22 protein-coding genes and 3 tRNA genes are annotated in these 23,512 nt (G+C 52.7%); 9 read left to right on the forward strand and 16 right to left on the reverse strand.

What is annotated here, in order from left to right; translation table 11 throughout:
- Window positions 1-250 precede the first annotated feature (250 nt).
- Window positions 251-1,918 (forward strand): energy-dependent translational throttle protein EttA, encoded by a 1,668-nt coding sequence (ettA, locus tag NNN64_RS13525; RefSeq protein WP_005123940.1) that lies wholly within the window; start codon window positions 251-253, stop codon window positions 1,916-1,918.
- Window positions 1,919-2,066: 148 nt separating this feature from the next.
- Here ettA and nadR read toward each other — a convergent pair whose 3' ends face one another.
- From nadR to serB, 3 genes are all read right to left on the reverse strand, one after another.
- Window positions 2,067-3,296: a multifunctional transcriptional regulator/nicotinamide-nucleotide adenylyltransferase/ribosylnicotinamide kinase NadR gene (gene nadR, locus NNN64_RS13530; protein ID WP_411961646.1), complete on the reverse strand. Its 1,230-nt coding sequence runs from the start codon at window positions 3,294-3,296 to the stop codon at window positions 2,067-2,069.
- A 140-nt stretch (window positions 3,297-3,436) separates the two neighbouring features.
- Window positions 3,437-4,819 (reverse strand): DNA repair protein RadA, encoded by a 1,383-nt coding sequence (gene radA, locus NNN64_RS13535; RefSeq protein WP_271441704.1) that lies wholly within the window; start codon window positions 4,817-4,819, stop codon window positions 3,437-3,439.
- 59 nt (window positions 4,820-4,878) lie between these two features.
- Window positions 4,879-5,847 (reverse strand): phosphoserine phosphatase, encoded by a 969-nt coding sequence (gene serB / locus NNN64_RS13540; RefSeq protein ID WP_202039572.1) that lies wholly within the window; start codon window positions 5,845-5,847, stop codon window positions 4,879-4,881.
- A 116-nt stretch (window positions 5,848-5,963) separates the two neighbouring features.
- On the opposite strand from serB, the gene NNN64_RS13545 reads away from it, so the two are divergent.
- Both NNN64_RS13545 and lplA read left to right on the forward strand, forming a co-directional pair.
- The gene (locus NNN64_RS13545) at window positions 5,964-6,605 is read left to right on the forward strand and encodes a YtjB family periplasmic protein (RefSeq protein WP_137383800.1); all 642 of its coding nucleotides are present in this window, start codon (window positions 5,964-5,966) and stop codon (window positions 6,603-6,605) included.
- A 21-nt stretch (window positions 6,606-6,626) separates the two neighbouring features.
- Entirely contained in the window at window positions 6,627-7,643 is a 1,017-nt protein-coding gene (lplA, locus tag NNN64_RS13550) for a lipoate--protein ligase LplA (protein WP_271441705.1), read from the forward strand.
- Between the two features lie 99 nt (window positions 7,644-7,742).
- Here the strand turns inward: lplA and deoD are convergent, their stop codons facing one another.
- From deoD to deoC, 4 genes are all read right to left on the reverse strand, one after another.
- Window positions 7,743-8,462 (reverse strand): purine-nucleoside phosphorylase, encoded by a 720-nt coding sequence (gene deoD, locus NNN64_RS13555; protein ID WP_000224864.1) that lies wholly within the window; start codon window positions 8,460-8,462, stop codon window positions 7,743-7,745.
- A gap of 195 nt (window positions 8,463-8,657) precedes the next feature.
- The gene (gene deoB / locus NNN64_RS13560; protein WP_042312511.1) at window positions 8,658-9,881 is read right to left on the reverse strand and encodes a phosphopentomutase; all 1,224 of its coding nucleotides are present in this window, start codon (window positions 9,879-9,881) and stop codon (window positions 8,658-8,660) included.
- A 51-nt stretch (window positions 9,882-9,932) separates the two neighbouring features.
- On the reverse strand, window positions 9,933-11,255 hold the full coding sequence (deoA, locus tag NNN64_RS13565; protein ID WP_271441706.1) for a thymidine phosphorylase: 1,323 nt from the start codon (window positions 11,253-11,255) through the stop codon (window positions 9,933-9,935).
- 180 nt (window positions 11,256-11,435) lie between these two features.
- Window positions 11,436-12,215 (reverse strand): deoxyribose-phosphate aldolase, encoded by a 780-nt coding sequence (gene deoC, locus NNN64_RS13570; protein WP_003019042.1) that lies wholly within the window; start codon window positions 12,213-12,215, stop codon window positions 11,436-11,438.
- Between the two features lie 261 nt (window positions 12,216-12,476).
- On the opposite strand from deoC, the gene NNN64_RS13575 reads away from it, so the two are divergent.
- Window positions 12,477-14,027 (forward strand): YjjI family glycine radical enzyme, encoded by a 1,551-nt coding sequence (locus tag NNN64_RS13575; protein ID WP_271441707.1) that lies wholly within the window; start codon window positions 12,477-12,479, stop codon window positions 14,025-14,027.
- Window positions 13,999-14,862 carry a YjjW family glycine radical enzyme activase gene (locus tag NNN64_RS13580; protein WP_271441708.1) on the forward strand — a complete coding sequence of 288 codons (864 nt, stop codon included), beginning with the start codon at window positions 13,999-14,001 and terminating at the stop codon, window positions 14,860-14,862. The genes NNN64_RS13575 and NNN64_RS13580 overlap by 29 nt, the downstream gene beginning before the upstream one ends.
- Before the next feature lie 108 nt (window positions 14,863-14,970).
- Here NNN64_RS13580 and NNN64_RS13585 read toward each other — a convergent pair whose 3' ends face one another.
- The 8 genes from NNN64_RS13585 to holD form a co-directional block, all read right to left on the reverse strand.
- The gene (locus NNN64_RS13585; RefSeq protein ID WP_271441709.1) at window positions 14,971-15,747 is read right to left on the reverse strand and encodes a metal-dependent hydrolase; all 777 of its coding nucleotides are present in this window, start codon (window positions 15,745-15,747) and stop codon (window positions 14,971-14,973) included.
- Window positions 15,744-16,817 (reverse strand): patatin-like phospholipase family protein, encoded by a 1,074-nt coding sequence (locus NNN64_RS13590; RefSeq protein WP_271441710.1) that lies wholly within the window; start codon window positions 16,815-16,817, stop codon window positions 15,744-15,746. The genes NNN64_RS13585 and NNN64_RS13590 overlap by 4 nt, the downstream gene beginning before the upstream one ends.
- 243 nt (window positions 16,818-17,060) lie before the next feature.
- Entirely contained in the window at window positions 17,061-17,222 is a 162-nt protein-coding gene (locus tag NNN64_RS13595) for a DUF1328 domain-containing protein (RefSeq protein ID WP_003019081.1), read from the reverse strand.
- Between the two features lie 128 nt (window positions 17,223-17,350).
- Entirely contained in the window at window positions 17,351-17,968 is a 618-nt protein-coding gene (osmY, locus tag NNN64_RS13600; protein ID WP_271441711.1) for a molecular chaperone OsmY, read from the reverse strand.
- 299 nt (window positions 17,969-18,267) lie between these two features.
- On the reverse strand, window positions 18,268-19,857 hold the full coding sequence (gene prfC / locus NNN64_RS13605; protein WP_016151601.1) for a peptide chain release factor 3: 1,590 nt from the start codon (window positions 19,855-19,857) through the stop codon (window positions 18,268-18,270).
- A 92-nt stretch (window positions 19,858-19,949) separates the two neighbouring features.
- On the reverse strand, window positions 19,950-20,627 hold the full coding sequence (gene yjjG, locus NNN64_RS13610; RefSeq protein WP_271441722.1) for a pyrimidine 5'-nucleotidase: 678 nt from the start codon (window positions 20,625-20,627) through the stop codon (window positions 19,950-19,952).
- A gap of 17 nt (window positions 20,628-20,644) precedes the next feature.
- On the reverse strand, window positions 20,645-21,091 hold the full coding sequence (rimI, locus tag NNN64_RS13615) for a ribosomal protein S18-alanine N-acetyltransferase (protein ID WP_271441712.1): 447 nt from the start codon (window positions 21,089-21,091) through the stop codon (window positions 20,645-20,647).
- The gene (holD, locus tag NNN64_RS13620; protein ID WP_137383810.1) at window positions 21,060-21,473 is read right to left on the reverse strand and encodes a DNA polymerase III subunit psi; all 414 of its coding nucleotides are present in this window, start codon (window positions 21,471-21,473) and stop codon (window positions 21,060-21,062) included. The genes rimI and holD overlap by 32 nt, the downstream gene beginning before the upstream one ends.
- Window positions 21,474-21,628: 155 nt before the next feature.
- Here holD and rsmC point away from each other — a divergent pair, with 155 nt between their 5' ends.
- The 4 genes from rsmC (at window position 21,629) to NNN64_RS13640 (ending at window position 23,186) form a co-directional block, all read left to right on the forward strand.
- On the forward strand, window positions 21,629-22,660 hold the full coding sequence (gene rsmC / locus NNN64_RS13625) for a 16S rRNA (guanine(1207)-N(2))-methyltransferase RsmC (protein WP_271441713.1): 1,032 nt from the start codon (window positions 21,629-21,631) through the stop codon (window positions 22,658-22,660).
- A gap of 205 nt (window positions 22,661-22,865) precedes the next feature.
- A tRNA-Leu gene (locus NNN64_RS13630) sits at window positions 22,866-22,952 on the forward strand.
- A 28-nt stretch (window positions 22,953-22,980) separates the two neighbouring features.
- Window positions 22,981-23,067, forward strand: a tRNA-Leu gene (locus tag NNN64_RS13635).
- A 33-nt stretch (window positions 23,068-23,100) separates the two neighbouring features.
- Window positions 23,101-23,186 (forward strand) — tRNA-Leu (locus tag NNN64_RS13640).
- A 39-nt stretch (window positions 23,187-23,225) separates the two neighbouring features.
- Here NNN64_RS13640 and NNN64_RS13645 read toward each other — a convergent pair.
- Window positions 23,226-23,462, reverse strand: a complete 237-nt coding sequence (locus NNN64_RS13645) for a DUF1435 domain-containing protein (RefSeq protein ID WP_271441714.1) — start codon at window positions 23,460-23,462, stop codon at window positions 23,226-23,228.
- Between the last annotated feature and the right edge of the window lie 50 nt (window positions 23,463-23,512).

Raw genomic sequence — 23,512 nt, forward strand, 5'->3', positions numbered from 1 at the left:
CCACGTCACGGACACTTTTTTACTTTTGTTGCGAGTGAGATCTGCTGGCTGGGATTGGGCAATGAAAAAGGCTACACTTCGCCTTTGATAACTATTTACCAATAATTAGCCCTAAATAATTCAAGTTGCAGCAAGGCGGCGAGGGAGTGAATCCCCTGAGCGTACAAAAGTACGTGACTGGGGTGAACGCACACAGCCAACGCATCTGCGGCTTGAAGTATGACGGGATAAACATAGAGGCGAGTCCAACGTGGCCCAATTCGTTTATACCATGCATCGTGTCGGCAAAGTCGTTCCGCCGAAACGTCATATTCTTAAAAACATCTCTCTGAGCTTCTTCCCAGGCGCAAAAATCGGGGTGCTCGGTCTGAACGGTGCGGGTAAATCTACCCTGCTGCGTATCATGGCCGGCATTGATACCGATATCGAAGGTGAAGCACGTCCGCAGCCGGGTATCAAGATCGGTTACCTGCCACAGGAACCGAAGCTGAACCCGGAACACACTGTTCGAGAATCCGTTGAAGAAGCGGTTGCCGAAGTGGTTAACGCACTGAAAGGCCTGGATGAAGTGTATGCGAAATACGCAGAGCCAGACGCAGATTTCGATAAACTTGCTGCGCAACAGGGCAAGTTTGAAGAGATTATTCAGGCGCATGACGGTCATAATCTGAATGTGCAGCTCGAACGTGCCGCCGATGCCCTGCGTCTGCCGGACTGGGATGCCAAAATTGAGAAGCTCTCCGGTGGTGAACGTCGCCGCGTCGCACTGTGCCGCCTGCTGCTGGAAAAACCAGACATGCTGCTGCTCGACGAACCGACGAACCACCTGGATGCCGAATCCGTCGCGTGGCTGGAACGCTTCCTGCACGACTTTGAAGGGACCGTTGTGGCGATTACCCACGACCGTTACTTCCTTGATAATGTTGCCGGATGGATTCTGGAACTTGACCGTGGTGAAGGTATTCCGTGGGAAGGTAACTACTCCTCATGGCTGGAACAAAAAGATCAGCGTCTGGCTCAGGAAGCCTCTCAGGAAGCTGCGCGTCGTAAATCCATTGAGAAAGAGCTGGAGTGGGTACGTCAGGGTGCTAAAGGCCGCCAGTCTAAGGGCAAAGCCCGTCTGGCGCGCTTTGAAGAACTCAACAATACCGAATACCAGAAACGTAACGAAACCAACGAACTGTTTATTCCACCAGGACCACGCCTGGGCGATAAAGTCGTTGAAGTGACCAATCTGCGTAAATCCTACGGCGATCGCGTACTGATTGACGATTTGAGCTTCTCAGTACCAAAAGGGGCAATTGTCGGTATCATCGGTCCGAACGGTGCAGGTAAATCCACCCTGTTCCGCATGATGTCCGGTCAGGAACAGCCTGACAGCGGCACCATTGAACTGGGTGAAACCGTGAAGCTGGCGTCTGTTGACCAGTTCCGTGATGCCATGGACAACAGCAAAACCGTGTGGGAAGAAGTCTCCGGCGGGCTGGATATTATGCGTATCGGCAACACCGAAATGCCAAGCCGTGCCTACGTAGGCCGCTTCAACTTTAAAGGTGTTGATCAGGGTAAACGCGTAGGCGAACTGTCCGGCGGTGAGCGTGGTCGTCTGCACCTGGCGAAACTGCTGCAGGTTGGCGGTAATATGCTGCTGCTCGATGAACCGACAAACGACCTGGATATCGAAACCCTGCGCGCGCTGGAAAACGCCCTGCTGGAATTCCCAGGCTGTGCGATGGTTATCTCGCACGACCGTTGGTTCCTTGACCGTATCGCCACCCACATTCTGGATTACCAGGATGAAGGTAAAGTCGAGTTCTTTGAAGGTAACTTTACCGAATACGAAGAGTACAAAAAACGCACGCTGGGCGCTGATGCGCTGGAGCCGAAGCGTATTAAGTATAAGCGTATTTCTAAGTAATTACCGTTAAGCGCCGGATGGCGGCGTTCCGCCTTATCCGGCCTACGAGATTAGTACGATTTGTAAGCCGAATACGCGCAGGTCATCCTGCCAATGAGGTAAGTGCGACTTGTAGGCCGGATAAGCGCAGCGCATCCGGCATTAAAACCTACCTCTGCTCACCCATCAGTTCTTTCACCAGCTCCACGCAGCGCAGGAACCGGCCATCATAGTCAGGCTCTTCCACGTGGACAAAATCGATATTGTTTTCCTGTAGCATCTCCACCAGCAGAGACTGAAATGCCTTACGGTCAACCGAACTCCCAAGGCTGCGTAATCCATCCGCCACCCACGGAGTATTGTTTTCCAGCAGGATCACCAGGTCAAAGCGGTATTCGTCAATCAATGCCTGCACAAACGGATGCTCACGCCCTTCGTACTTTTTACAGAATGCCTGAGTGGTCACAAAGTCAGTGTCGATAAATGCCACTTTATTGGCATATTTCACTGCGAAATCAATGTACTGTGCCTGTCCCAGCGCAATCTTGTCGTAGTCCGAGTATTGCAACGCCATCTCGTCGCCCCCCAAATGGGAAAAGACGTAATCACGGCCATATTCCCACGCACTGGTGGTGTTGAAGATATTGGCAAGCTTATTCACCAGCGTCGATTTGCCGCTCGACTCTCCACCGAGGATCGCCACGGTGCGCACGAAAAACGGTTTCACTTCAGTCGGGATATATTCCCAGTAGCGGAATGGGTTTTCTCGAATTTGCCCGCCGCTGATGCTCATAAATGTCCGTTTGGGATCAACCAGTACCGTTTCAATGCCCAGATGTTCAAGATATTGCGGGGCATCAGATTCTTCAGAGGTGTAAATCCAGTTAGGCTGAATCCCCTTCTCCTGCATAAACGTTTTGATGCCATTGCTCCAGACATCCCAACCGTGCGGATACGGCTCCATGCCCTCTTCATTGAAGGCATGAATACGGATGTTTTTCTGATATTTGAAGGTCTGCAACAGCCAGCGCAGACGATCGGAGACCGTTGGCTGTTGTGACATGGCACTGTCTTCAAACAGGCTGCGATCGCGTGTATCGTCATAGCCCATGATGATATGCAATTCATCTACCTGGCTGCAGGCGCGCTGAATAAGATAGATATGACCGGTATGCAGCGGATAAAACTTGCCAAATACCACACCGATATTTTTCTGCTGACGGGGAAACTCAAGCCCCAAAAAACGGTGCAGCGCCTCCAGTTTTTGCGCACTGGGGCTTTTGATTTTGGCATTCAACAGTTGGCTGAGATATCCCTTGGTCATGCCACTGGCATCCGCCACTTGTTGCAGGGTACAGCCCTTTTGCTTAATGGCGGTTTTCAGATAATCAAATGACACAAGAGCCTCCTGCTGGAAAAATCGCGTAACACTGCCTGATGGCGCTTCGCTTATCAGGCCTACAACATCAATCCGTAGGCCGGATAAGACGCATTGCGTCGCCATCCGGCAAATTATACAACATCACTGCATACAGAGGATTATAAGTCGTCAAACACGCTTAGCGCATCTGCAAGCTTTTTAACGCCAAAAACCTGCATTCCTTCCGGTACTTTTTTCGGTACGTTGGCGGCAGGCACAATCGCCCGGCGGAAGCCGTGCTTCGCCGCTTCCGAAATACGTTCCTGACCGCTGGGCACCGGGCGGATTTCGCCTGCCAGCCCCACTTCACCAAAGACGACTAAATCCTGCGGTAGCGGTCTGTCGCGTAAGCTGGAAACCATCGCCAGCAGCAGCGCCAGATCGGCACTGGTTTCAGTGACTTTTACGCCACCCACCACATTGACGAACACGTCCTGATCCGCCATCTGCAAACCACCGTGACGGTGCAGTACTGCCAGCAGAATCGCCAGACGGTTTTGTTCCAGTCCAACCGCCACGCGACGCGGATTCGACATCATGGAGTGATCGACCAATGCCTGGATCTCCACCAGTAATGGACGTGTCCCTTCCCAGACCACCATTACTGAGCTGCCCGAGGTAACTTCATCACCGCGACTTAAAAAGATAGCAGAAGGGTTACTGACTTCGCGCAGTCCCTGTTCGGTCATCGCGAAGACACCCAGCTCATTCACCGCACCAAAACGGTTCTTATGGCTACGCAGGGTACGAAAACGGGAGTCGGCATCACCGTCGAGCAGCACCGAGCAGTCAATACAGTGCTCCAACACCTTTGGCCCGGCCAGCGACCCGTCTTTGGTGACATGACCGACCATAACAATCGCCACACCACGCGTTTTAGCAAAGCGCGTCAGGTAAGCGGCGGTTTCCCGTACCTGCGCCACACTGCCTGGCGAAGACTGAATATCCGCCATATGCATCACCTGAATGGAGTCGATAACCATCAGCCTCGGCTGTTCTTCTTCTGCAATCAGGCAAATTTGCTCAATGCTGGTTTCCGACAGCATATTCAGATTCGCCGTCGGAAGACCCAGTCGGTGTGCGCGCATCGCAACCTGCTGCAAAGATTCTTCCCCTGTGACGTACAAGGTTTTCATCTGCTCGGCAAGTTTGCACAACGTTTGTAGCAGCAGCGTCGACTTCCCTGCTCCGGGGTTACCGCCAATCAGAATGGCGCTACCCGGCACCACACCGCCGCCCAGTACGCGATCGAATTCTTTAAAACCGGTAGAAAAACGCGGCAACTCCTCGAGGCTAATATCAGACAGCTTCTGCACCTTTGCGACACCCGCATTCCCGGCATAGCCGCTGAGCCGCTCGTTACGCGCCACCGTAGGCGACGCCGCAAGACGTACCTCGGTAATGGTGTTCCAGGCCTGACAAGCGCTACATTGACCCTGCCAGCGCGGGTAATCGGCCCCACATTCATTACAAACAAAGGCGCGTTTTGGAGCTTTTGCCACGTTTAACCTCTTTTGTTAATGCTTTTGTCGGATGGCGCAGCCGTCACCCGACATCAAAATTATTTCTGGTTCATGCTGCCGGAGAGAATGCAGAACACGCCCATAAGATCAGCATGACGGATAGTGATCTCCGTCTTTTCATTCACTTTCGGTTTTGCATGGTAGGCGATCCCCAGACCTGCCGTTTTGATCATCGGCAGATCGTTGGCACCATCCCCGATCGCCACCGTCTGCGCCATCGGGATTTCATACTCTTGCGCCAGACGTGTCAGGGTATTGGCTTTGTACTGCGCATCAACGATATCGCCAATCACATTACCAGTGAATTTACCGTCCATGATTTCCAGCTCATTCGCCACAACGGCAGTCAGTCGCAGTTTTTCACGCAGGTATTCCGCAAAGAAGGTAAAACCACCGGAGGCAATAGCCACTTTCCAGCCGAGCGTTTCCAGCTTCAACACCAGTTGCGTCAGGCCAGGCATCAGCGGTAAGTTTTCGCGCACCTGTTGCAGAATGTTGGCATCGGCCCCTTTCAGGGTGGCAACCCGGCTGCGCAGACTGGCGGTAAAATCCAGTTCACCACGCATCGCGCGTTCGGTCACTTCCGCGACCATTTCGCCCGTTCCGGCCAGTTTGGCGATTTCGTCGATACATTCGATCTGGATAGCCGTAGAGTCCATATCCATCACCAGTAGCCCTGGCGTACGCAGATGGGGAATTTTACCTAATGGCGCAACATCCAGTTTGGCGTCATGCGCCAGTTTTGTCGCACGCGGTGTTAACGACCCCGCGAGGCGAATCACTTGATAATCCTCAACGCACCAGGCGGCTACGATCACCATCGCCGCACCCAGTTTGCTCTGGTATTGCGTTAAACGCTGTTTATCCAGCCCACGACCATACAGCAGCCAGCCACTGCGGCCCGCGTGGTAGTCCAGCGGCATGACTTCATCACCGCTTAAAGAAAGGGGCAGACCTGGCCACAGAGAGACATCTTCAGGTAGATCGCACCAGGTAATGTTAGGCATTAAAGCTCCTGTAAAATCGTTCGGGTCGGAATCATCCAGGGGAAAATAACGCATGAGGCTACCCTGTAACCAGCGCTTCTGGCAACATTAAGCCTCAAATTTTCAGCAGGTGGAATATGGCTCGCGCAAAACTGAAATTCCGACTTCATCGTGCAGTGATTGTATTGTCCTGTCTCGCGTTGCTTGTCGCCCTGATGCAGGGTGCATCCTGGTTTAGTCAAAGCCACCAGCAGCAACGTAATCCGCAGTTGGAAGAACTGGCCCGGACACTGGCCCGCCAGGTCACCTTAAACGTCGCGCCGCTGATGCGTACCGAAACACCGGATGAAAAACGCATCAAAGCCGTACTCACACAGTTAACGGAGAGTAGCCGTATTCTGGATGCTGGTGTGTACGATGAACAGGGCGATCTGATTACCCGCACCGGTGAGAGCGTCAATGTCCGTGACCGGCTGGCGCTCGATGGCAAAAAGGCCGGGGGCTATTTTAATCAGCAAATCGTTGAGCCCATTCAGGGGAGAAACGGTCCGCTGGGTTATCTGCGCCTGACACTCGACACCCACACGCTTGCCACCGAAGCGAAGCAGGTAGACAACACCACCAACATCTTACGCCTGATGCTGCTCCTGTCACTGGCTATTGGCGTAGTCCTCACTCGCACATTATTGCAAGGCAAGCGTACCCGCTGGCAGCAATCCCCTTTCCTGCTGACCGCGAACAAACCGGTACAGGAAGAAGACAACGAGAAAAAAGAGTAATTTAAAGAAAGGAAACCGACCATGACCACACTACGCCTGCTTATCTCTGACTCTCACGATCCCTGGTTTAACCTGGCCGTTGAAGAGTGCATTTTCCGCCAGATGCCCGCCACGCAGCGCGTCCTGTTTTTATGGCGTAACGCCGATACGGTGGTTATTGGCCGCGCGCAAAACCCATGGAAAGAGTGTAACACCCGCCGAATGGAAGAGGACAACGTACGGTTGGCACGTCGCAGCAGTGGCGGTGGTGCGGTATTTCACGATCTCGGGAATACCTGCTTTACCTTTATGGCCGGCAAACCGGAGTATGACAAAACCATCTCCACGGCTATCGTATTGAATGCGTTGAATTCACTGGGTGTAAACGCCGATGCCTCCGGGCGTAACGATCTGGTGGTTAAAACCGCCGAGGGCGACCGCAAAGTCTCTGGTTCCGCATATCGGGAAACCAAGGATCGTGGATTTCACCACGGAACACTGCTGTTGAATGCCGATCTCAGTCGACTGGCCAACTACCTGAACCCCGATAAAAAGAAACTCGCCGCGAAAGGGATTACCTCTGTACGCTCGCGAGTTGCCAATTTGACTGAGTTGTTACCGGGCATTACCCACGAACAGGTGTGTAAGGCTGTTACAGAAGCCTTTTTTGAACACTACGGCGAACGCGTAGATGCCGAAATTATCTCTCCTGACAAAACGCCGGATTTGCCGAATTTTGCCGAAACCTTTGCCCGCCAGAGCAGTTGGGAGTGGAACTTTGGTCAAGCTCCAGCGTTTTCACATCTGCTGGACGAGCGTTTCACCTGGGGCGGCGTAGAGCTGCATTTTGACGTTGAGAAGGGGCATATTACCCGTGCACAGGTCTTTACCGACAGCCTCAATCCCGCGCCGTTAGAAGCGCTGGCGGGTCGTCTGCAAGGGTGTTTGTATCGGGCGGATAGGCTGCAACAGGAGTGCGAGGCGCTGCTGGTTGATTTCCCACAGCAGGAGAAAGAGTTACGCGAGCTGTCGGCATGGATTGCCCGAGCGGTGCGTTAAGCACTGGCCTGAAAAATGCCGGATGGCGGCTGCGCCTTATCCGGCCTACGAGAACAATGGCAGGCCCGGCCAGCACAGCGCCACCGGGCATCACAACGCTTACTCTTTATCGCCCAGCAGAACGGATTCCAGTGCGATTTTGATCATGTCGTTGAAGGTCGTCTGACGTTCAGCGGCAGTGGTCTGCTCGTGAGTACGGATATGGTCGGACACGGTGCAGATGGTCAGCGCTTTCGCACCAAATTCAGCCGCAACACCATAGATACCCGCCGCTTCCATTTCCACGCCCAGTACGCCGTACTTTTCCATCACGTCGAACATTTCACCGTCCGGAGAGTAGAACAGGTCAGCGGAGAACAGGTTGCCCACGCGCGCGTCAACGCCCAGCGCTTTTGCCGCATCAACAGCGTTACGCACCATGTCGAAGTCAGCGATAGCTGCAAAGTCATGATCTTTAAAGCGGATACGGTTAACTTTGGAGTCAGTGCAAGCACCCATACCGATAACCACGTCACGCAGTTTGACGTCCATACGCACAGCGCCACAGGAGCCTACGCGAATGATTTTCTTCACGCCGAAATCAGTGATCAGCTCTTTGGTGTAGATGGAGCAGGACGGGATACCCATACCGTGACCCATAACAGAGATCTTACGGCCTTTGTAAGTCCCGGTGAAACCTAACATGCCGCGAACGTTGTTCACTTCACGGACATCTTCGAGGAAAGTTTCAGCAATGTGCTTAGCACGCAGCGGGTCGCCCGGCATCAAAACTACGTCAGCGAAATCGCCCATTTCTGCATTAATATGTGGGGTAGCCATCTTTTATCCTTATCTTGTTGTTATTGCCTGATGGCGGCTACGCCTTATCAGGCCTACAAAACGTATTCAAATACCCTAAGGATTTCGCGTTGTAGGAAGGCGACGAATTCGTGAATCCCCGGGAGCATAGATTAACTATATGACCGGGGTGAGCGAATGAAGTCAACGCATCTACAGCGCGAAAGACAACGGGTATTACAGCATGTTTTTACCGTAGTCCATCGGCGACGTACCAAAGTAGCTCGCCAGCGTCTGACCGATATCCGCGAAGGTTTCACGGTGGCCTAAAGAACCCGGTTTCACTTTCGGGCCGTAAATCAGCACCGGAATGTGTTCACGGGTATGGTCGGTCCCGGTCCAGCTCGGGTCACAGCCGTGGTCAGCGGTCAGGATCAGAATGTCATCTTCACCTACCAGCTCCATCAACTCTGGCAGACGGCGGTCGAACAACTCCAGACCAGCAGCATAGCCAGCGATATCGCGACGGTGGCCCCAGGAAGAGTCAAAATCAACAAAGTTAGTGAAGACGATTGTCTCATCACCCGCTTCTTTCATCTCTTTGATGGTAGCGTCGAACAGCGCGTCCAGACCGGTCGCTTTCACTTTTTTAGTGATACCGCAGTTGGCGTAGATGTCCGCGATCTTACCGACAGAGACAACATGACCTTTTTTCTCATCGACCAGTTTCTGCAGTACCGTCGGCGCTGGCGGCTCAACAGCCAGGTCGTGACGGTTACCGGTACGCTGGAAGTTACCGGCCTTGTCACCGATAAACGGACGCGCGATAACACGGCCAATGTTGTAGCCGCCTTCAGTCAGTTCTTCACGAGCGATTTCACACAGCTCGTAGAGTTTATCCAGGCCAAAGGTTTCTTCGTGGCAGGCGATTTGGAACACGGAGTCAGCGGAGGTATAGAAAATCGGCTTGCCGGTTTTCATATGCTCTTCACCCAGTTGGTCCAGAATAACGGTACCGGAAGAGTGGCAGTTACCGAGGTAGCCCGGCAGATTGGCACGCTTAACCAGTTTATCCAGCAATTCTTGTGGGAAGCTGTTCTCATGATCGGAGAAATAACCCCAGTCAAACAGAACCGGAACACCCGCGATTTCCCAGTGGCCAGAGGGTGTGTCTTTGCCGGAAGAGAGTTCATGCGCCCATGCGTAGGCACCAATCACTTCCGCGTTGCCGTCCATACCCGCAGCAATTTTACCCGTCGATCCTTCGTGAGCTTTCACCAGACCCAGACGAGTCAGGTTAGGCAGATTCAGTGGGCCTTTGCGGCCATTGTCAGCTTCGCCCTTCGCACAGGCTTCTGCAATATGACCCATAGTGTCTGAACCTACGTCGCCAAAGCGATCCGCATCTTCAGTCGCACCAATACCAAAGGAGTCCAGCACCATAATAAATGCACGTTTCATCTTGTTCTCCATACATCTGCGCCGCAAAAAAGCGATCAGATCAGTATACAGTTAATCGGTTATACGACGATAGACTGTCGGTGTAATTTCTGGCGCTTTGTCGTCAAGGCTGATTGCCGCTTTGACCGCTTTCGCCGCTTCCTGCCAGCTGGCTTCGTCTTTGGCGTGGATTACCGCCAGCGGACGCTGTCCGTCTACGCTGTCGCCCAGACGCGCCATGTCGGTGAAACCGACGCTGTAATCAATGGTGTCCGAAGCCTGACGACGACCGCCGCCCATGGAAACGACCGCCATACCTAGCGCACGGGTATCCATTGCGCTGACAAAACCTTCGGTATCAGCATATACCGCTTTGCTGAGCATTGCCGTCGGCAGGTACTTCGCATAATTTTCCACGAAGTCGGTTGGGCCTTTCTGCGCCGCAACCATGCGGCCAAAAATTTCTGCTGCTTTACCGTTATCCAGTACGGCCTGCAACTTCGTGCGGGCTTCTGCGTCATCTTTCGCCAGTTTACCGGAGATCAACATCTCCACACACAGCGCCATCGTAACGTCGAACAAGCGTGGATTACGGTATTCGCCGGTCAGGAACTGCACCGCTTCACGGACTTCAACCGCATTACCTGCACTGGAGGCCAGCACCTGATTCATATCCGTTAACAGCGCAGTGGTACGAACCCCCGCACCGTTTGCCACGCCGACAATCGCTTCGGCAAGGGCTTCAGAGAGTTCGTAGGTCGGCATAAAGGCGCCACTACCTACTTTGACGTCCATCACCAGCGCATCCAGTCCTTCCGCCAACTTTTTAGCCAGAATGGAACCCGTGATGAGTGGAATGGAATCCACCGTCGCGGTGATATCGCGGGTGGCATAAAAACGTTTGTCCGCCGGTGCGAGTGAGCTGGTTTGCCCAATAATCGCCACACCCACGTCTTTAATAATTTCACGGAAACGCGCATCGTCCGGGAAGATATCAAATCCCGGGATCGCTTCCAGTTTATCGAGCGTACCGCCGGTATGCCCCAGACCGCGCCCGGAGATCATCGGGATAAAGCCGCCGCAGGCTGCGACCATCGGACCTAACATCAGTGACGTCACATCACCTACACCGCCGGTAGAGTGTTTATCCACAATCGGGCCGTTCAGCTGCAAACTTTTCCAGTCCAGCACGGTTCCTGAATCACGCATTGCCATGGTCAGCGAGACACGCTCAGGCATTGTCATATCGTGGAAGAAAATGGTCATCGCCAGGGCGGCGATTTGCCCTTCAGAGATGGTGTTGTCGCGAATACCGTTAATAAAGAAACGAATTTCTTCATCACTCAGCGCATGACCATCACGTTTTTTACGAATAATTTCTTGTGCGAGAAACACGGTAACCCCCGATTAATCAGGTTAAATGCGGCGGAAAACCCACTGCAATGAATGATTACTCTAAATAATTCAAGTCGCAGGAAGGCGGCAAGGGAACTCATCCCCAGGAGCTTACTACAGTAAGTGACTGGGGTGAGGGAGTGCAGCTAACGCACCTGCAGCTTGAAGTATGACGAGTAATTAGTAGCTGCTTGCGCTCTTACCGTCGCCGTGACCCAGAGCTTTCAGCAGGCTAGCCAGCAGGCTGGACGCACCAAAACGGTAGTGACGAGAATCAGCCCAGTCTGCGCCAAACAGTTCGTCGGCAATTGCCAGGAACTGCTGTGCATCTTCTGCAGTACGCACGCCGCCAGCCGGTTTGAAACCAACCGTTTTAGAAACACCCATATCGCGGATCACTTCCATCATGATGCGTGCGCTTTCCGGCGTCGCATTGACCGGTACTTTACCGGTAGATGTTTTGATGAAATCAGCACCGGCTTTGATGGAGATTTCAGATGCTTTACGAATCAAAGCTTCTTCTTTCAGTTCACCAGTTTCGATGATCACTTTCAGCAGCACATTGGCTGCTGCGCACGCGTCTTTACAGGCTTTAACCAGATCAAAACCAATCTGCTCATTGCCTGCGATCAGTGCACGATACGGGAATACCACATCAACTTCGTCTGCACCGTAGGCAATCGCGGCGCGGGTTTCTGCCAGCGCGATCTCGATATCGTCGTTGCCATGCGGGAAGTTAGTCACGGTGGCAATACGGATGTCCGGTGTGCCCTGCTCTTTCAGAGTCTTACGCGCAATAGGGATGAAACGCGGATAGATGCAGATTGCAGCAGTGTTGCCAACCGGGGTCTTCGCCTGATGACACAGCGCGATCACTTTCTCATTAGTGTCGTCGTCATTCAGGGTGGTCAGGTCCATCAGTTTCAGTGCACGCAGGCTGCTTGCTGTTAAATCGGTCATAACATTCTCCAACGGCATCGCCGTATAAAATTTCACCTTGCGAGTTTGTTAGTATTCTAACATCCGCTCGCTATTACACTTCGATATACATCACAGTTAATGAAAACCACATACAGATTTGCATTACTCTAATGAGATCTACTTCAAATAAATGACCTTTACTGGCGGCATGCGGTGACATCAGGCGCATCCGGATCAAAGGTTGGCGCTGCGTTGCTTCCTACAATGGCGCTTAACCTTCAGCACATAAAGGAACCAACGATGCCCACGTCAAGCGAACTCGCGCTGCAACAGCGCTGCCAACAAATCGTGACCAGTCCAGTGCTCAGCCCTGAACAAAAACGTCATTTTCTGGCACTGGAGGCAGAAAACGCTTTGCCGTATCCGCAACTGCCTGCACAAGCACGCCAGGCGCTGGATGACGGGGTTATCTGCGATATGTACGAAGGTCATGCCCCGTTCAAACCGCGCTACGTATTACCCGATTACGCGCGTTTTCTGGCCAACGGTTCATCATGGCTGGAACTGGAAGGCGCAAAGGATCTCGATGACGCATTATCCTTACTCACCATTCTTTACCACCACGTTCCGTCAGTGACGTCGATGCCGGTGTACCTTGGTCAGCTCGATGCGTTGCTGCAACCGTATGTTAAAATTCTAACACAAAACGAGATCGATGTTCGAATAAAACGTTTCTGGCGCTATCTCGACAGAACGCTGCCCGATGCGTTTATGCACGCCAATATTGGTCCTGCCGACACGCCCGTAACGCGGGCAATTTTACGCGCAGATGCAGAGTTAAAGCAGGTTTCGCCCAATCTGACATTTATTTATGATCCGCAAATTACACCTGACGATCTGCTGCTCAACGTCGCGCAAAATATTTGCGAATGCAGTAAACCGCACATTTCTAACGGCCCTGAAAATGATAAAATTTTCACAAAAGGCCACTATGGCGTCGTCAGTTGTTACAACTCACTGCCACTGGCGGGCGGTGGAAGTACGCTGGTCAGACTCAATCTGAAAGCCATTGCAGAGCGCAGTACCTCTGTCGATGACTTCTTTACGCGTACCCTACCGCATTACTGCCAACAGCAAATCGCCATCATTAAGTCACGATGTGAATTCCTCTACGAGAAATCACATTTCTTTGAGAATAGCTTCCTGGTGCAGGAAGGGTTGATCGATCCCGAACGTTTTGTGCCTATGTTTGGCATGTATGGCCTGGCAGAAGCCGTAAACCTGCTGTGCGATAAGGCGGGGGAGAACGCTCGCTACGGCAAAGATGAGTACGCTAATCAGCTTGGTTATCGTATTAGCGCCCAGCTCGCCGACTTTGTTAACAACACGCCGGTGAGATATGGCTGGAAGCAGCGCGCGATGCTGCATGCGCAGTCGGGTATCAGTTCTGATATCGGCACCACGCCGGGCGCTCGCCTGCCTTATGGTGATGAACCCGATCCCATCACCCATCTGCAAACCGTCGCGCCGCATCATGCGTATTATCACGCCGGGATCAGCGATATTCTCACACTGGACGAAACCATCAAACGTAACCCGCAGGCGCTGGTACAGCTTTGCCTCGGAGCGTTTAAAGCCGGTATGCGCGAGTTTACCGCCAACGTGAGCGGAAACGATCTGGTCCGTGTGACCGGCTACATGGTGCGCCTGTCGGATCTGGAAAAATATCGTACCGAAGGTTCACGTACCAACACCACCTGGTTGGGTGAAGAAGCCGCGCGCAATACGCGTATTCTGGAACGACAACCCCGAGTGATCAGCCATGAACAGCAGATGCGCTTTAGTCAGTAAGCTGATTCCCTTCTCCTGCGTCGACGGGCCGGGGAGTCGCCTGGCCCTGTTCCTGCAGGGATGTAATCTGCGCTGTAAAAATTGCCACAATCCGTGGACGATGGGACGCTGCAACGATTGCGGGGAATGTGTGCTGCATTGCCCGCATGAAGCGTTGAGTCTGAGCGCGGGAAAAGTATGGTGGCAATCTGATATTTGCCAGCAATGCGACACCTGCCTGCATATGTGTCCTCAGCAGGCCACACCGATGACGCAAACCATGAGTGTGGATGAGGTGCTGCAGCATGTTCGTAAAGCCTCGCCGTTTATTGAAGGAATGACGGTCAGCGGTGGTGAGGCGACAACACAGTTACCGTTTATTGTTGCGCTGTTTAGCGCGATCAAAGCCGATCCGCAGCTACAGCACCTGACCTGCCTGGTGGACAGCAACGGCATGCTGAGCGAAACCGGCTGGCAAAAGCTGCTACCGGTTTGCGACGGTGCGATGCTCGATCTAAAAGCCTGGGATAGCGCATGTCATCTGCAACTGACAGGGCGCGATAATACTCTGATTAAAAACAGTATTATTTTTCTGGCAGACCAGGGAAAACTCACGGAATTACGCCTGTTGGTGATCCCCGGTCAGGTAGACTATCTGCAACACATCGACCCGCTGTCTGCGTTTATTCATCGCTTAGGTAACGTGCCTGTGCGGCTAAATGCCTTTCATGCGCATGGGGTGTATGGCGAAGCGCAATCCTGGCCGAGTGCCACACCGGGAGATGTGGAGCAACTGGCAAATGCGTTACGCAATCGTGGCGTGGATAATGTGATCTTCCCGGCGCTGTACCTGTGATTACCGAATGCAACGACTTCATGTGTAGGCTGGATAAGGCGCAGCCGCCATCCGGCAAAGATATGCCTGATGCACTTCGCTTATCAGGCCTACGGAGCGCAGGATACCTCACACATTAAACAACGCCGTCGTATTGCGATACAGCGCATCTGCTATCACGTCCGCAGGCTCTTGACGCAGTACGCATAATGTCTCAAAGACTCTGACCACCTGCTCAGGACGATTAGGCTGACCCTGAAAACCGTTAAGCGGCATATCCGGCGCATCGGTTTCCAACAGCAGCGATTCCAGTGGCAACGTCGCCATCACCTCACGCGTTTTGCTGGCGCGTGGATAGGTGATGGTCCCACCGACACCTATCTTGTACCCCAGTTGTACAAAACGCGTTGCCTGTTGCAGGCTTCCGGAAAAGCCATGCACCACACCGGTTCGCGGGAGATCATGGCGTTTAAGATGCATAGCCAGCTTGTCATGGGTACGGCGCGAATGGAGGATCACCGGAAGATCGTAACGCTTCGCCAGCTTAAGCTGTGCTTCCAGCACCCTTTCCTGCTTATCAAACTGCGGATCTTCACGCCAGAGATCCAGCCCGATCTCACCGACCGCCACCAGCTTCTGCGATCGTTGCTCCAATTCCTGTTGCAACCTGTCCAGACCGTCATCATCGTGATCTTCAATAACAATGGGATGCAGACCCAGCGCGGCATACAACGAAGGATAATTTTCCGCTAACGCCAGTACGCGTGAAAAGTTCATCGCCTGCGTTGCCGGAACAATAATATGGTGCACACCAACGTCAGCCGCACGCTGGAGGCTGGCTGGCTCATCGCCGGTAAAGGGGGGAAAATCAAAATGACAATGCGTATCGATGAACCGGGGACTCACGCCAGATCCTCATTATTAAACGTCGTATCATTGGCCTGGGGCGCACTGCTCGCAACGGATGCATGGGCGTCGTTGGCAACGGGGGCAGGTGGAACCACCACCGGGCTGGGCACCACAATCTTCGGCGTCTGACGAGGCAACGGCACATTTTTCGCCAACAGTTTACCAATCGTTGCCAAAAAATAGCGCCCGCACAGGCGTCCGGTTTTGTAGTCTTCACGCAATGCCGGAATGCGGCTCCCCAGTGCCATACTATGGAGTGGCTTTGGTGGGTAGATCTCAAAAATACGCAGCTTGCCCGGCGGTTTTTCGATAAAGCGCTGAATAGCGCGGTAGCTGGCTTCATGATGTTGAACCAGATTCACCAGCGGCTGCAGACTGCTCTCCCCCAGCCAACGCTCCATACGTTTGAACCATTGTGGGGTGTAGTACATTTGCGAAGGCACGGTGCGGATCACCACCAACGTCTTCGCCCCTTGTTTCGCCGCCTCCTGAACAGGTATGGCATCACTGACTCCACCATCCAGATAGTTCACGCCATCCAACACAACCCCTGAACGATAGAATCCCGGAATCGCACTGGATGCACGAATGAGATCCAGCCAATTGTGCCGATTCGGCGAAAAATAGCCCGGTGTGTAATCATCTCCCCGGCAGGCGCACATATAAAACGCTTTACCTGCCTCAAACAGGCGCTCCGCGTTATCCAGCGCCAGCGGCATCTGCGCAGCGGTGGAGTCCACCAGCCAGTCGAGATCGATGAGATTCCCCCCGCGTACGAATCGTACCGGGTCAAAAAACTCACGCCGGGTGGTGTAGCGCATGATCACCTTGCGCCCGTAGCCGGGTTGGTTACAGAGATAGGCCGACAGATTTTGCGCGCCAGCAGATGTCCCATAGAAGAGATCGAAAGGATTAAATTGCGCACGCATAAACTCATCCAGTACGCCGGCAGTAAAGATCCCCCGTTGCCCTCCGCCTTCGCACACCAGCGCCATACTGCCTGGTTGAAATGGACGTAACGATAACGGCGCTATATTACCGAGCGTGACGGGTATTCTCTGCCCCACCTCTGCCTTCCTGTTTTTTGTAATAGAGCAACAAGGTAACGCAAATTGCCCAGCGCTAAAACCGTAAAAGCCAGTCCAATGGACTGGCATAGTAGCAATTATTCTTTACAGCTAATCCCCCAAAATAATTCGAGTTACAGGAAGGCGGCAAGTGCGTGACTCCCGATGAGCTTACTCTGGTAAGTGATTCGGGTACACGCACTTAGCCAACGCACCTGTAACTTGAAGAATAAAGGGGATACGCTAGGGTCGTTTACGCCCGGTAAACAAGCTGACCAGAAACAGGATGATCCCCACCACAAAAACAATTTTTGCAGCGCCGGCTGCGGTACCCGCCAGTCCACCAAATCCCAGAGCGGCGGCAATTAACGCGATAACCAGAAATATGATGCCCCATCGAAACATATGCTTCTCCTTTACCATAGTTAATGTCGACCGCTTGATATGAGCGCTCAGGCAGCTCATCGGCGATATTTTTAGTGTGGTGCACAATACGCCTCCCGACAAACGTCAGGAGGACGAATTAAGTCGAATTACTGAGTTTTGAGGTCGTTTTTGACGCTTTTCACGCCATCAATTGCTTTAGCAATACTCTCAGCTCGCTCACTTTGCGCCTGTGAATCGACGGTTCCTGAAAGCTGGACCACGCCATCGGTCGTCTCTACTTTCACTTTACGAGAAGGGACAATGTCATCGGCCAGCAGCTTGGCTTTCACTTCACTGGTGATAGCCGTATCACCCGCATAGCCTTTTACAGAGGTGTTTTTGCTGTCACGCACGTGCAGTTTGTCGCTAACGGAGGTCACGCCCTCAACGCCTTTCGCAACTTTAACGGCCTCTTCGGCCTGAGCCTGGCTTTCAACGAACCCACTTAACGTCACCACTTTCTGGTCCGTTTTGACGGAGATATCGGTGCTCTTAATGCTTTCGTGGTCCACCAGCGCGGCTTTTACTTTGGCGGTGAGGGTGCTGTCATCCATGAAATTACCGACTTTGTTCATAGAGCTATCGACTTTCTGCCCCGCACTTTCGAGCCCGGATTGCGCTTTATCCATTGTGCCGTTTTCTGCATAGGCAGAACCCGTTGCGACAGCGGAAGTCAGCATCACGGCCAGTAGCGTTTTAGAAATCTTAAGTCCTGTCATTGTCATCGATGTATTCCTGTTTGTTGTGCTTATAGCGATGTTCTGCCACTTAGCGGTCATAACCAGCAACTAATCACGTGACTGAAATAAATATCAGCTAAAGAGGCTGAAAAATGCTTAATGAAGAGCATTAAAAGCCGATATTTATGTCATCACATTGTTAAATATAGTTCACGATTTCGTGGCTGATGTCTGAATTGATTAAAAAGCAAACAAAATTCAGGGGATTTAAGAACATTCCGCAAGGGATTTAAAAGACAGGAAAAGTTGCAGGGCGCGGTGAATACCGCACCCTGGAAGGCAGATTAGTGTTCGCGCGTTTTGCGGAACTGAACGTCAGGGTAACGTTCCTGGGTGAGATTCAGGTTAACCATGGTCGGCGCGATATAGGTGAGGTTATCGCCGCCATCCAGCGCCAGCTGAATTTCGTTTTTACGCTTAAATTCTTCGAATTTTTTCACGTCAGAACACTCTACCCAGCGCGCAGTCGCCACGTTGACTGACTCATAAATCGCTTCAACGTTGTATTCGCTCTTCAGACGAGAAACCACCACGTCGAACTGCAGCACACCGACGGCGCCAACGATCAGATCGTTGTTGGCAATCGGACGGAAGACCTGCACTGCGCCCTCTTCTGACAGCTGAACCAGCCCTTTCAACAACTGCTTCTGCTTCAACGGATCTTTCAGACGGATACGGCGGAACAGTTCCGGTGCGAAGTTCGGAATACCGGTGAACTTCATCATCTCGCCCTGAGTAAAGGTATCGCCGATCTGGATCGTGCCGTGGTTATGCAAACCAAGAATATCGCCAGGATACGCCTCTTCCACATGAGAACGGTCACCGGCCATAAAGGTCAGCGCATCGGAGATCACCACGTCTTTACCAATACGTACCTGACGCATTTTCATGCCTTTCTCGTACTTGCCGGAAACCACACGCATGAAAGCGACACGGTCGCGGTGTTTCGGGTCCATGTTGGCCTGAATTTTAAAGACGAAACCGGTGAACTTCTCTTCTGAGGCTTCTACAACGCGGGTGTCGGTTTTACGCGGCATCGGCGCAGGCGCCCACTCCACTAAGCCATCCAGCATATGGTCAACACCGAAGTTACCCAGCGCAGTACCGAAGAAGACCGGCGTGATTTCACCGGCAAGGAACAGCTCATGATCGAATTCGTTAGACGCGCCCTGCACCAGCTCCAGCTCGTCACGCAGTTGCTGCGCCAGGTCTTCACCTACGGCAGCGTCAAGTTCAGGGTTATTCAGCCCTTTAACAATGCGCACTTCCTGAATCGTATGGCCTTTACCGGTCTGGTACAGATACGTTTCATCTTTGTACAGGTGATAGACGCCCTTGAACAACTTACCGCAGCCAATCGGCCAGGTGATCGGCGCGCAGCCGATTTTCAGTTCGTTCTCGACTTCATCCAGCAGCTCCATTGGATCGCGGATGTCACGGTCGAGTTTGTTCATAAAGGTCAGGATCGGCGTATCGCGCAGACGGGTAACTTCCATCAGTTTACGGGTCCTGTCCTCAACGCCTTTCGCGGCGTCAATAACCATCAGGCAGCAGTCCACCGCCGTCAGAGTACGGTAAGTATCTTCGGAGAAGTCTTCGTGCCCTGGGGTATCCAGCAGGTTTACCAGGCAGTCATGATACGGAAACTGCATCACAGAGGTGGTAATTGAGATACCACGCTGCTTTTCCATTTCCATCCAGTCAGACTTGGCATGCTGGCTGGAGCCACGGCCTTTTACCGTACCGGCGGTCTGAATTGCCTGTCCGAATAACAGCACCTTTTCAGTAATTGTCGTTTTACCGGCATCCGGGTGAGAAATAATGGCAAAAGTGCGGCGTTTGGCCACCTCTTGCAAATAAGGAGACAACGTCATAGTCAAATCTTCTTAGGTAAGCACGGCATTGTGCCGCGCAAGTTGAATACGAAAAATTGCGGCTATTTTACCCATCAATGGGGGGGAGGCAATCAGTGTTTACACAGGAGCTGCTCCAGTTCGCTTAACGACACGACAGTCCAGGTCGGCTGAATGCCCGCTGGCTGCTCGCGGCGGTGCGTATTTAGCCAGCAGGTGGATAGCCCGGCGTTAATACCACCAAGAATATCGGACTCTGCGGTGTCGCCCACCATCAGCACGCGGGAACGGTCAGGGTTGCCCGCCTGCTCCAGCGCATGGTCAAAAATACGGGGATCGGGTTTTGCCACCCCAACCTGCTCAGAAATCACCAGCAGATCGAAATAGTCGCGCAGGCCCGTACGCTCCAGACGGATTTGCTGTAATGCAGTAAAACCATTGGTAATGATGCCAATCTTTGCTTTACCGCGAATCGCATTAAGCAGCGACACGGCCCCCGGTAACGGCGAACAGATTTCCGCCATGGCATTAATAAACGCATCGTTTAGCTGGCCTGGCTCGACCTTCAGGCGCTCAGCCCAGCTCTGAAAACGAGCATGCTGCAGCTGTAATGAGGTAATTGCGCCGTTTTGATAATCCACCCACAGCGGTTTATTCACGGCCTGGTAGTCCTGAAAATCTTCAGCGGTAAAGGTGATGCTATAGTCGAGAAACATCCGCTGTAAGCCGGTAAACGAGTCAAACGTAAACAGCGTTTCATCGGCATCAAAGAAAATCCAGTCCCACTTCATCATCATTACACCTTGTCTTACATGCTGATTGGCAATGCCATTATGATGGCATCTTCGTGACCATCGGCTGTCGGATAGTAATTGCGCCGAATCGTCGCCTCGTTAAAGCCAAGGCTTTCATACAATGCGATTGCCGCAGCATTCGAGGCGCGAACCTCAAGCCACAGCGTCAGAATACCGCGCTTTTCCAGCTCATCGATCAGGTATTCCAGCAGCTCACGCCCCAAACCCCGGCGTTGAAAGTCAGGATCAACGGCGATGTTGAACAGCGTAGCTTCATCCAGCACGACCTGCGTAATCGCAAAGGCTGCCATCGTGCCGTCAACGGTCAGTTGAAAGTTGAGATAACGATCGCCCTGGTTGCTGGCGAATGTTTTTTCACTCCACGGAAAGGCGTGGGCGCGTTTTTCAATCTGAAATGCTGCAGGTAAATCAGTCGGTTCGAGGGAAGAAATCGTGTTCATATGCGCAGATTTGTTGCCATAACGCGGCGCGTGCCGCTGGGTTATCCCGTAATTCATTAAACGCAGGACTGGCGACCTGAGCGCCCTCCAGCAGCAGCGGCTCTTCGGTTCCCAGCCGCCAGCTATTACAGCGGCTACCTTGCGGCAGCATGGCGACACGGTCAGGCGTCAGTTGTAAAACCTGATCCGGACTCACGGTCAATGCGTGTAAAATATCGCTCATTAACGGTTCGGTTAGCGCGGGTAACTGTGCAGCAACCATCACCAAACGGACATGCGCAGGAATTGAAATCGCGATCTCGCCCCGCAGCGCGCCAGGACGGCGCAGCGACCACTGCGTAATGCCCAGTTGCTGTAACTGCCAGTCTCGTCGGGATGTCATAGCGAAACACTCCTGTCTATCAGGGGCGCAAATATAGCAAATTCGTCGAATCAGCGCCAACAAACAACGATACACGTCATCCCGCAGACCGCCTTGATTCAGCTTGAATGATTTTGTGTATATAATCGCACCCTATATAAATTAAGGAGCATTCCATGTCTGCTTTTACCCCGGCAAGTGAAGTCTTGCTGCGCCACAGTGATGATTTCGAACAAAGCCGTATTCTGTTTGCCGGTGATTTGCAGGATGACCTGCCAGCCCAATTCGCAAGCGCCGCCAGCCGCGCGCATACTCAGCAGTTGCACCATTGGCAGGTACTGAACCGCCAAATGGGTGATAACGTCCGCTTTAGCCTCGTCGCCCAAGCCGATGACGTTGCTGACAGCGATACGCTGATCTACTACTGGCCGAAGAATAAGCCAGAAGCCCAGTTCCAACTGATGAATATTCTGTCGCTGTTACCCGTCGGCACCGATATTTTTGTTGTCGGTGAGAACCGCAGCGGTGTGCGCAGCGCAGAGCAGATGTTGGCCGAATACGCGCCACTGAATAAAGTCGACAGCGCCCGTCGCTGTGGTCTTTATCATGGTCGCCTGGAAAAACAGCCCGTTTTTGATGCAGAAAAATACTGGGATGAATACACCATCGACAATCTGACCATCAAAACCTTGCCTGGCGTATTCAGCCGTGACGGACTGGATGTCGGCAGCCAGTTGCTACTCTCTACGCTGACGCCGCACACTAAGGGCAAGGTTCTGGATGTCGGCTGTGGCGCGGGCGTGCTCTCTGTTGCATTAGCCAGTCACTCGCCGAAAGTTCGACTGACCCTGTGCGATGTCAGCGCATCCGCGGTTGAAGCCAGTCGCGCAACGCTTGCGGCCAACGGCATTGAAGGTGAGGTGATTGCCAGTAACGTCTTTTCTGACGTGACGGGTCGCTTTGATATGATCATCTCTAACCCACCGTTCCACGATGGCATGCAGACCAGCCTTGATGCAGCTCAAACGCTGATTCGCGGGGCAGTTCGTCACCTGAACAGCGGCGGTGAGCTGCGTATCGTGGCCAACGCCTTCCTGCCGTATCCGAAAGTGCTGGATGAGGTGTTTGGTTTCCATGAAGTTATCGCACAGACCGGTCGTTTCAAGGTTTATCGTACCATCATGACGCGTCAGGCGAAAAAAGCCTAACTGATGCAGGTCGGATAAGGCGTTTACGCCGCCATCCGGCGTGACACCGAGTATTGCCGGATGGCGCTATCGCTTATCCGGCCTACGGTTAGCGCCCATTTTTACATCAATTAATCGCGTCCTGGGCAATTAACTATTGACGAAAAGTTGAAAACCACTAGAATGCGCCTCCGTGGTAACGATACTTTTTGAGTGTCGATGGTATGCGAAGGTGGCGGAATTGGTAGACGCGCTAGCTTCAGGTGTTAGTGTCCTTTCGGACGTGGGGGTTCAAGTCCCCCCCCTCGCACCATAATCCACGTTGATATTGCTCGCACTGGGCGAAGGTGGCGGAATTGGTAGACGCGCTAGCTTCAGGTGTTAGTGTTCTTACGGACGTGGGGGTTCAAGTCCCCCCCCTCGCACCAACGAGGCGATATCAAAAAAAGTAAGATGACTGTGCGAAGGTGGCGGAATTGGTAGACGCGCTAGCTTCAGGTGTTAGTGTCCTTAGGATGTGGGGGTTCGAGTCCCCCCCCTCGCACCAATTATCTTATTTTCCTTTCGGTTTTCTTCTCTGTGTTACTCATCCCTGATTCGCATTCATCATCACCAGAACAATACCGCCGATCAATGCTGCACATGAAGGCAACAAAACGAAATGCCGTAAACGTTTGTGGTACAGCATTAGCGAAGTCAGCAGCAGTCCTAATACAATCATCGCCTTCCATGCGTCGAGTGACAGGTCAGTAAATGCCAGCCCGGCAATCACGATCCCCGGCAGCAAAACCCCCCATCCACTGCCCAGCGCACGTTGCAACATGGTTTCACCTATGAAATTGATAATGATAACCAATATCATATGATAAATTT

Source organism: Citrobacter sp. Igbk 14 (assembly GCF_028069825.1).
Classification (GTDB): Bacteria; Pseudomonadota; Gammaproteobacteria; order Enterobacterales; family Enterobacteriaceae; genus Citrobacter.

Bases quoted from the DNA above. Each gene is read 5' to 3' on its own strand.
- NNN64_RS13645 (WP_271441714.1), bottom strand. From the start codon at position 23,462: ATGTTGCAACGTGCGCTGGGCAGTGGATGGGGGGTTTTGCTGCCGGGG.
- rsmC (WP_271441713.1), top strand. From the start codon at position 21,629: ATGTCTGCTTTTACCCCGGCAAGTGAAGTCTTGCTGCGCCACAGTGAT.
- NNN64_RS13580 (WP_271441708.1), top strand. From the start codon at position 13,999: ATGAACAGCAGATGCGCTTTAGTCAGTAAGCTGATTCCCTTCTCCTGC.
- NNN64_RS13575 (WP_271441707.1), top strand. From the start codon at position 12,477: ATGCCCACGTCAAGCGAACTCGCGCTGCAACAGCGCTGCCAACAAATC.
- holD (WP_137383810.1), bottom strand. From the start codon at position 21,473: ATGACATCCCGACGAGACTGGCAGTTACAGCAACTGGGCATTACGCAG.
- NNN64_RS13545 (WP_137383800.1), top strand. From the start codon at position 5,964: ATGGCTCGCGCAAAACTGAAATTCCGACTTCATCGTGCAGTGATTGTA.
- osmY (WP_271441711.1), bottom strand. From the start codon at position 17,968: ATGACAATGACAGGACTTAAGATTTCTAAAACGCTACTGGCCGTGATG.
- deoD (WP_000224864.1), bottom strand. From the start codon at position 8,462: ATGGCTACCCCACATATTAATGCAGAAATGGGCGATTTCGCTGACGTA.
- deoB (WP_042312511.1), bottom strand. From the start codon at position 9,881: ATGAAACGTGCATTTATTATGGTGCTGGACTCCTTTGGTATTGGTGCG.
- serB (WP_202039572.1), bottom strand. From the start codon at position 5,847: ATGCCTAACATTACCTGGTGCGATCTACCTGAAGATGTCTCTCTGTGG.
- rimI (WP_271441712.1), bottom strand. From the start codon at position 21,091: ATGAACACGATTTCTTCCCTCGAACCGACTGATTTACCTGCAGCATTT.
- yjjG (WP_271441722.1), bottom strand. From the start codon at position 20,627: ATGAAGTGGGACTGGATTTTCTTTGATGCCGATGAAACGCTGTTTACG.
- deoC (WP_003019042.1), bottom strand. From the start codon at position 12,215: ATGACCGATTTAACAGCAAGCAGCCTGCGTGCACTGAAACTGATGGAC.
- lplA (WP_271441705.1), top strand. From the start codon at position 6,627: ATGACCACACTACGCCTGCTTATCTCTGACTCTCACGATCCCTGGTTT.
- NNN64_RS13595 (WP_003019081.1), bottom strand. From the start codon at position 17,222: ATGTTTCGATGGGGCATCATATTTCTGGTTATCGCGTTAATTGCCGCC.
- prfC (WP_016151601.1), bottom strand. From the start codon at position 19,857: ATGACGTTGTCTCCTTATTTGCAAGAGGTGGCCAAACGCCGCACTTTT.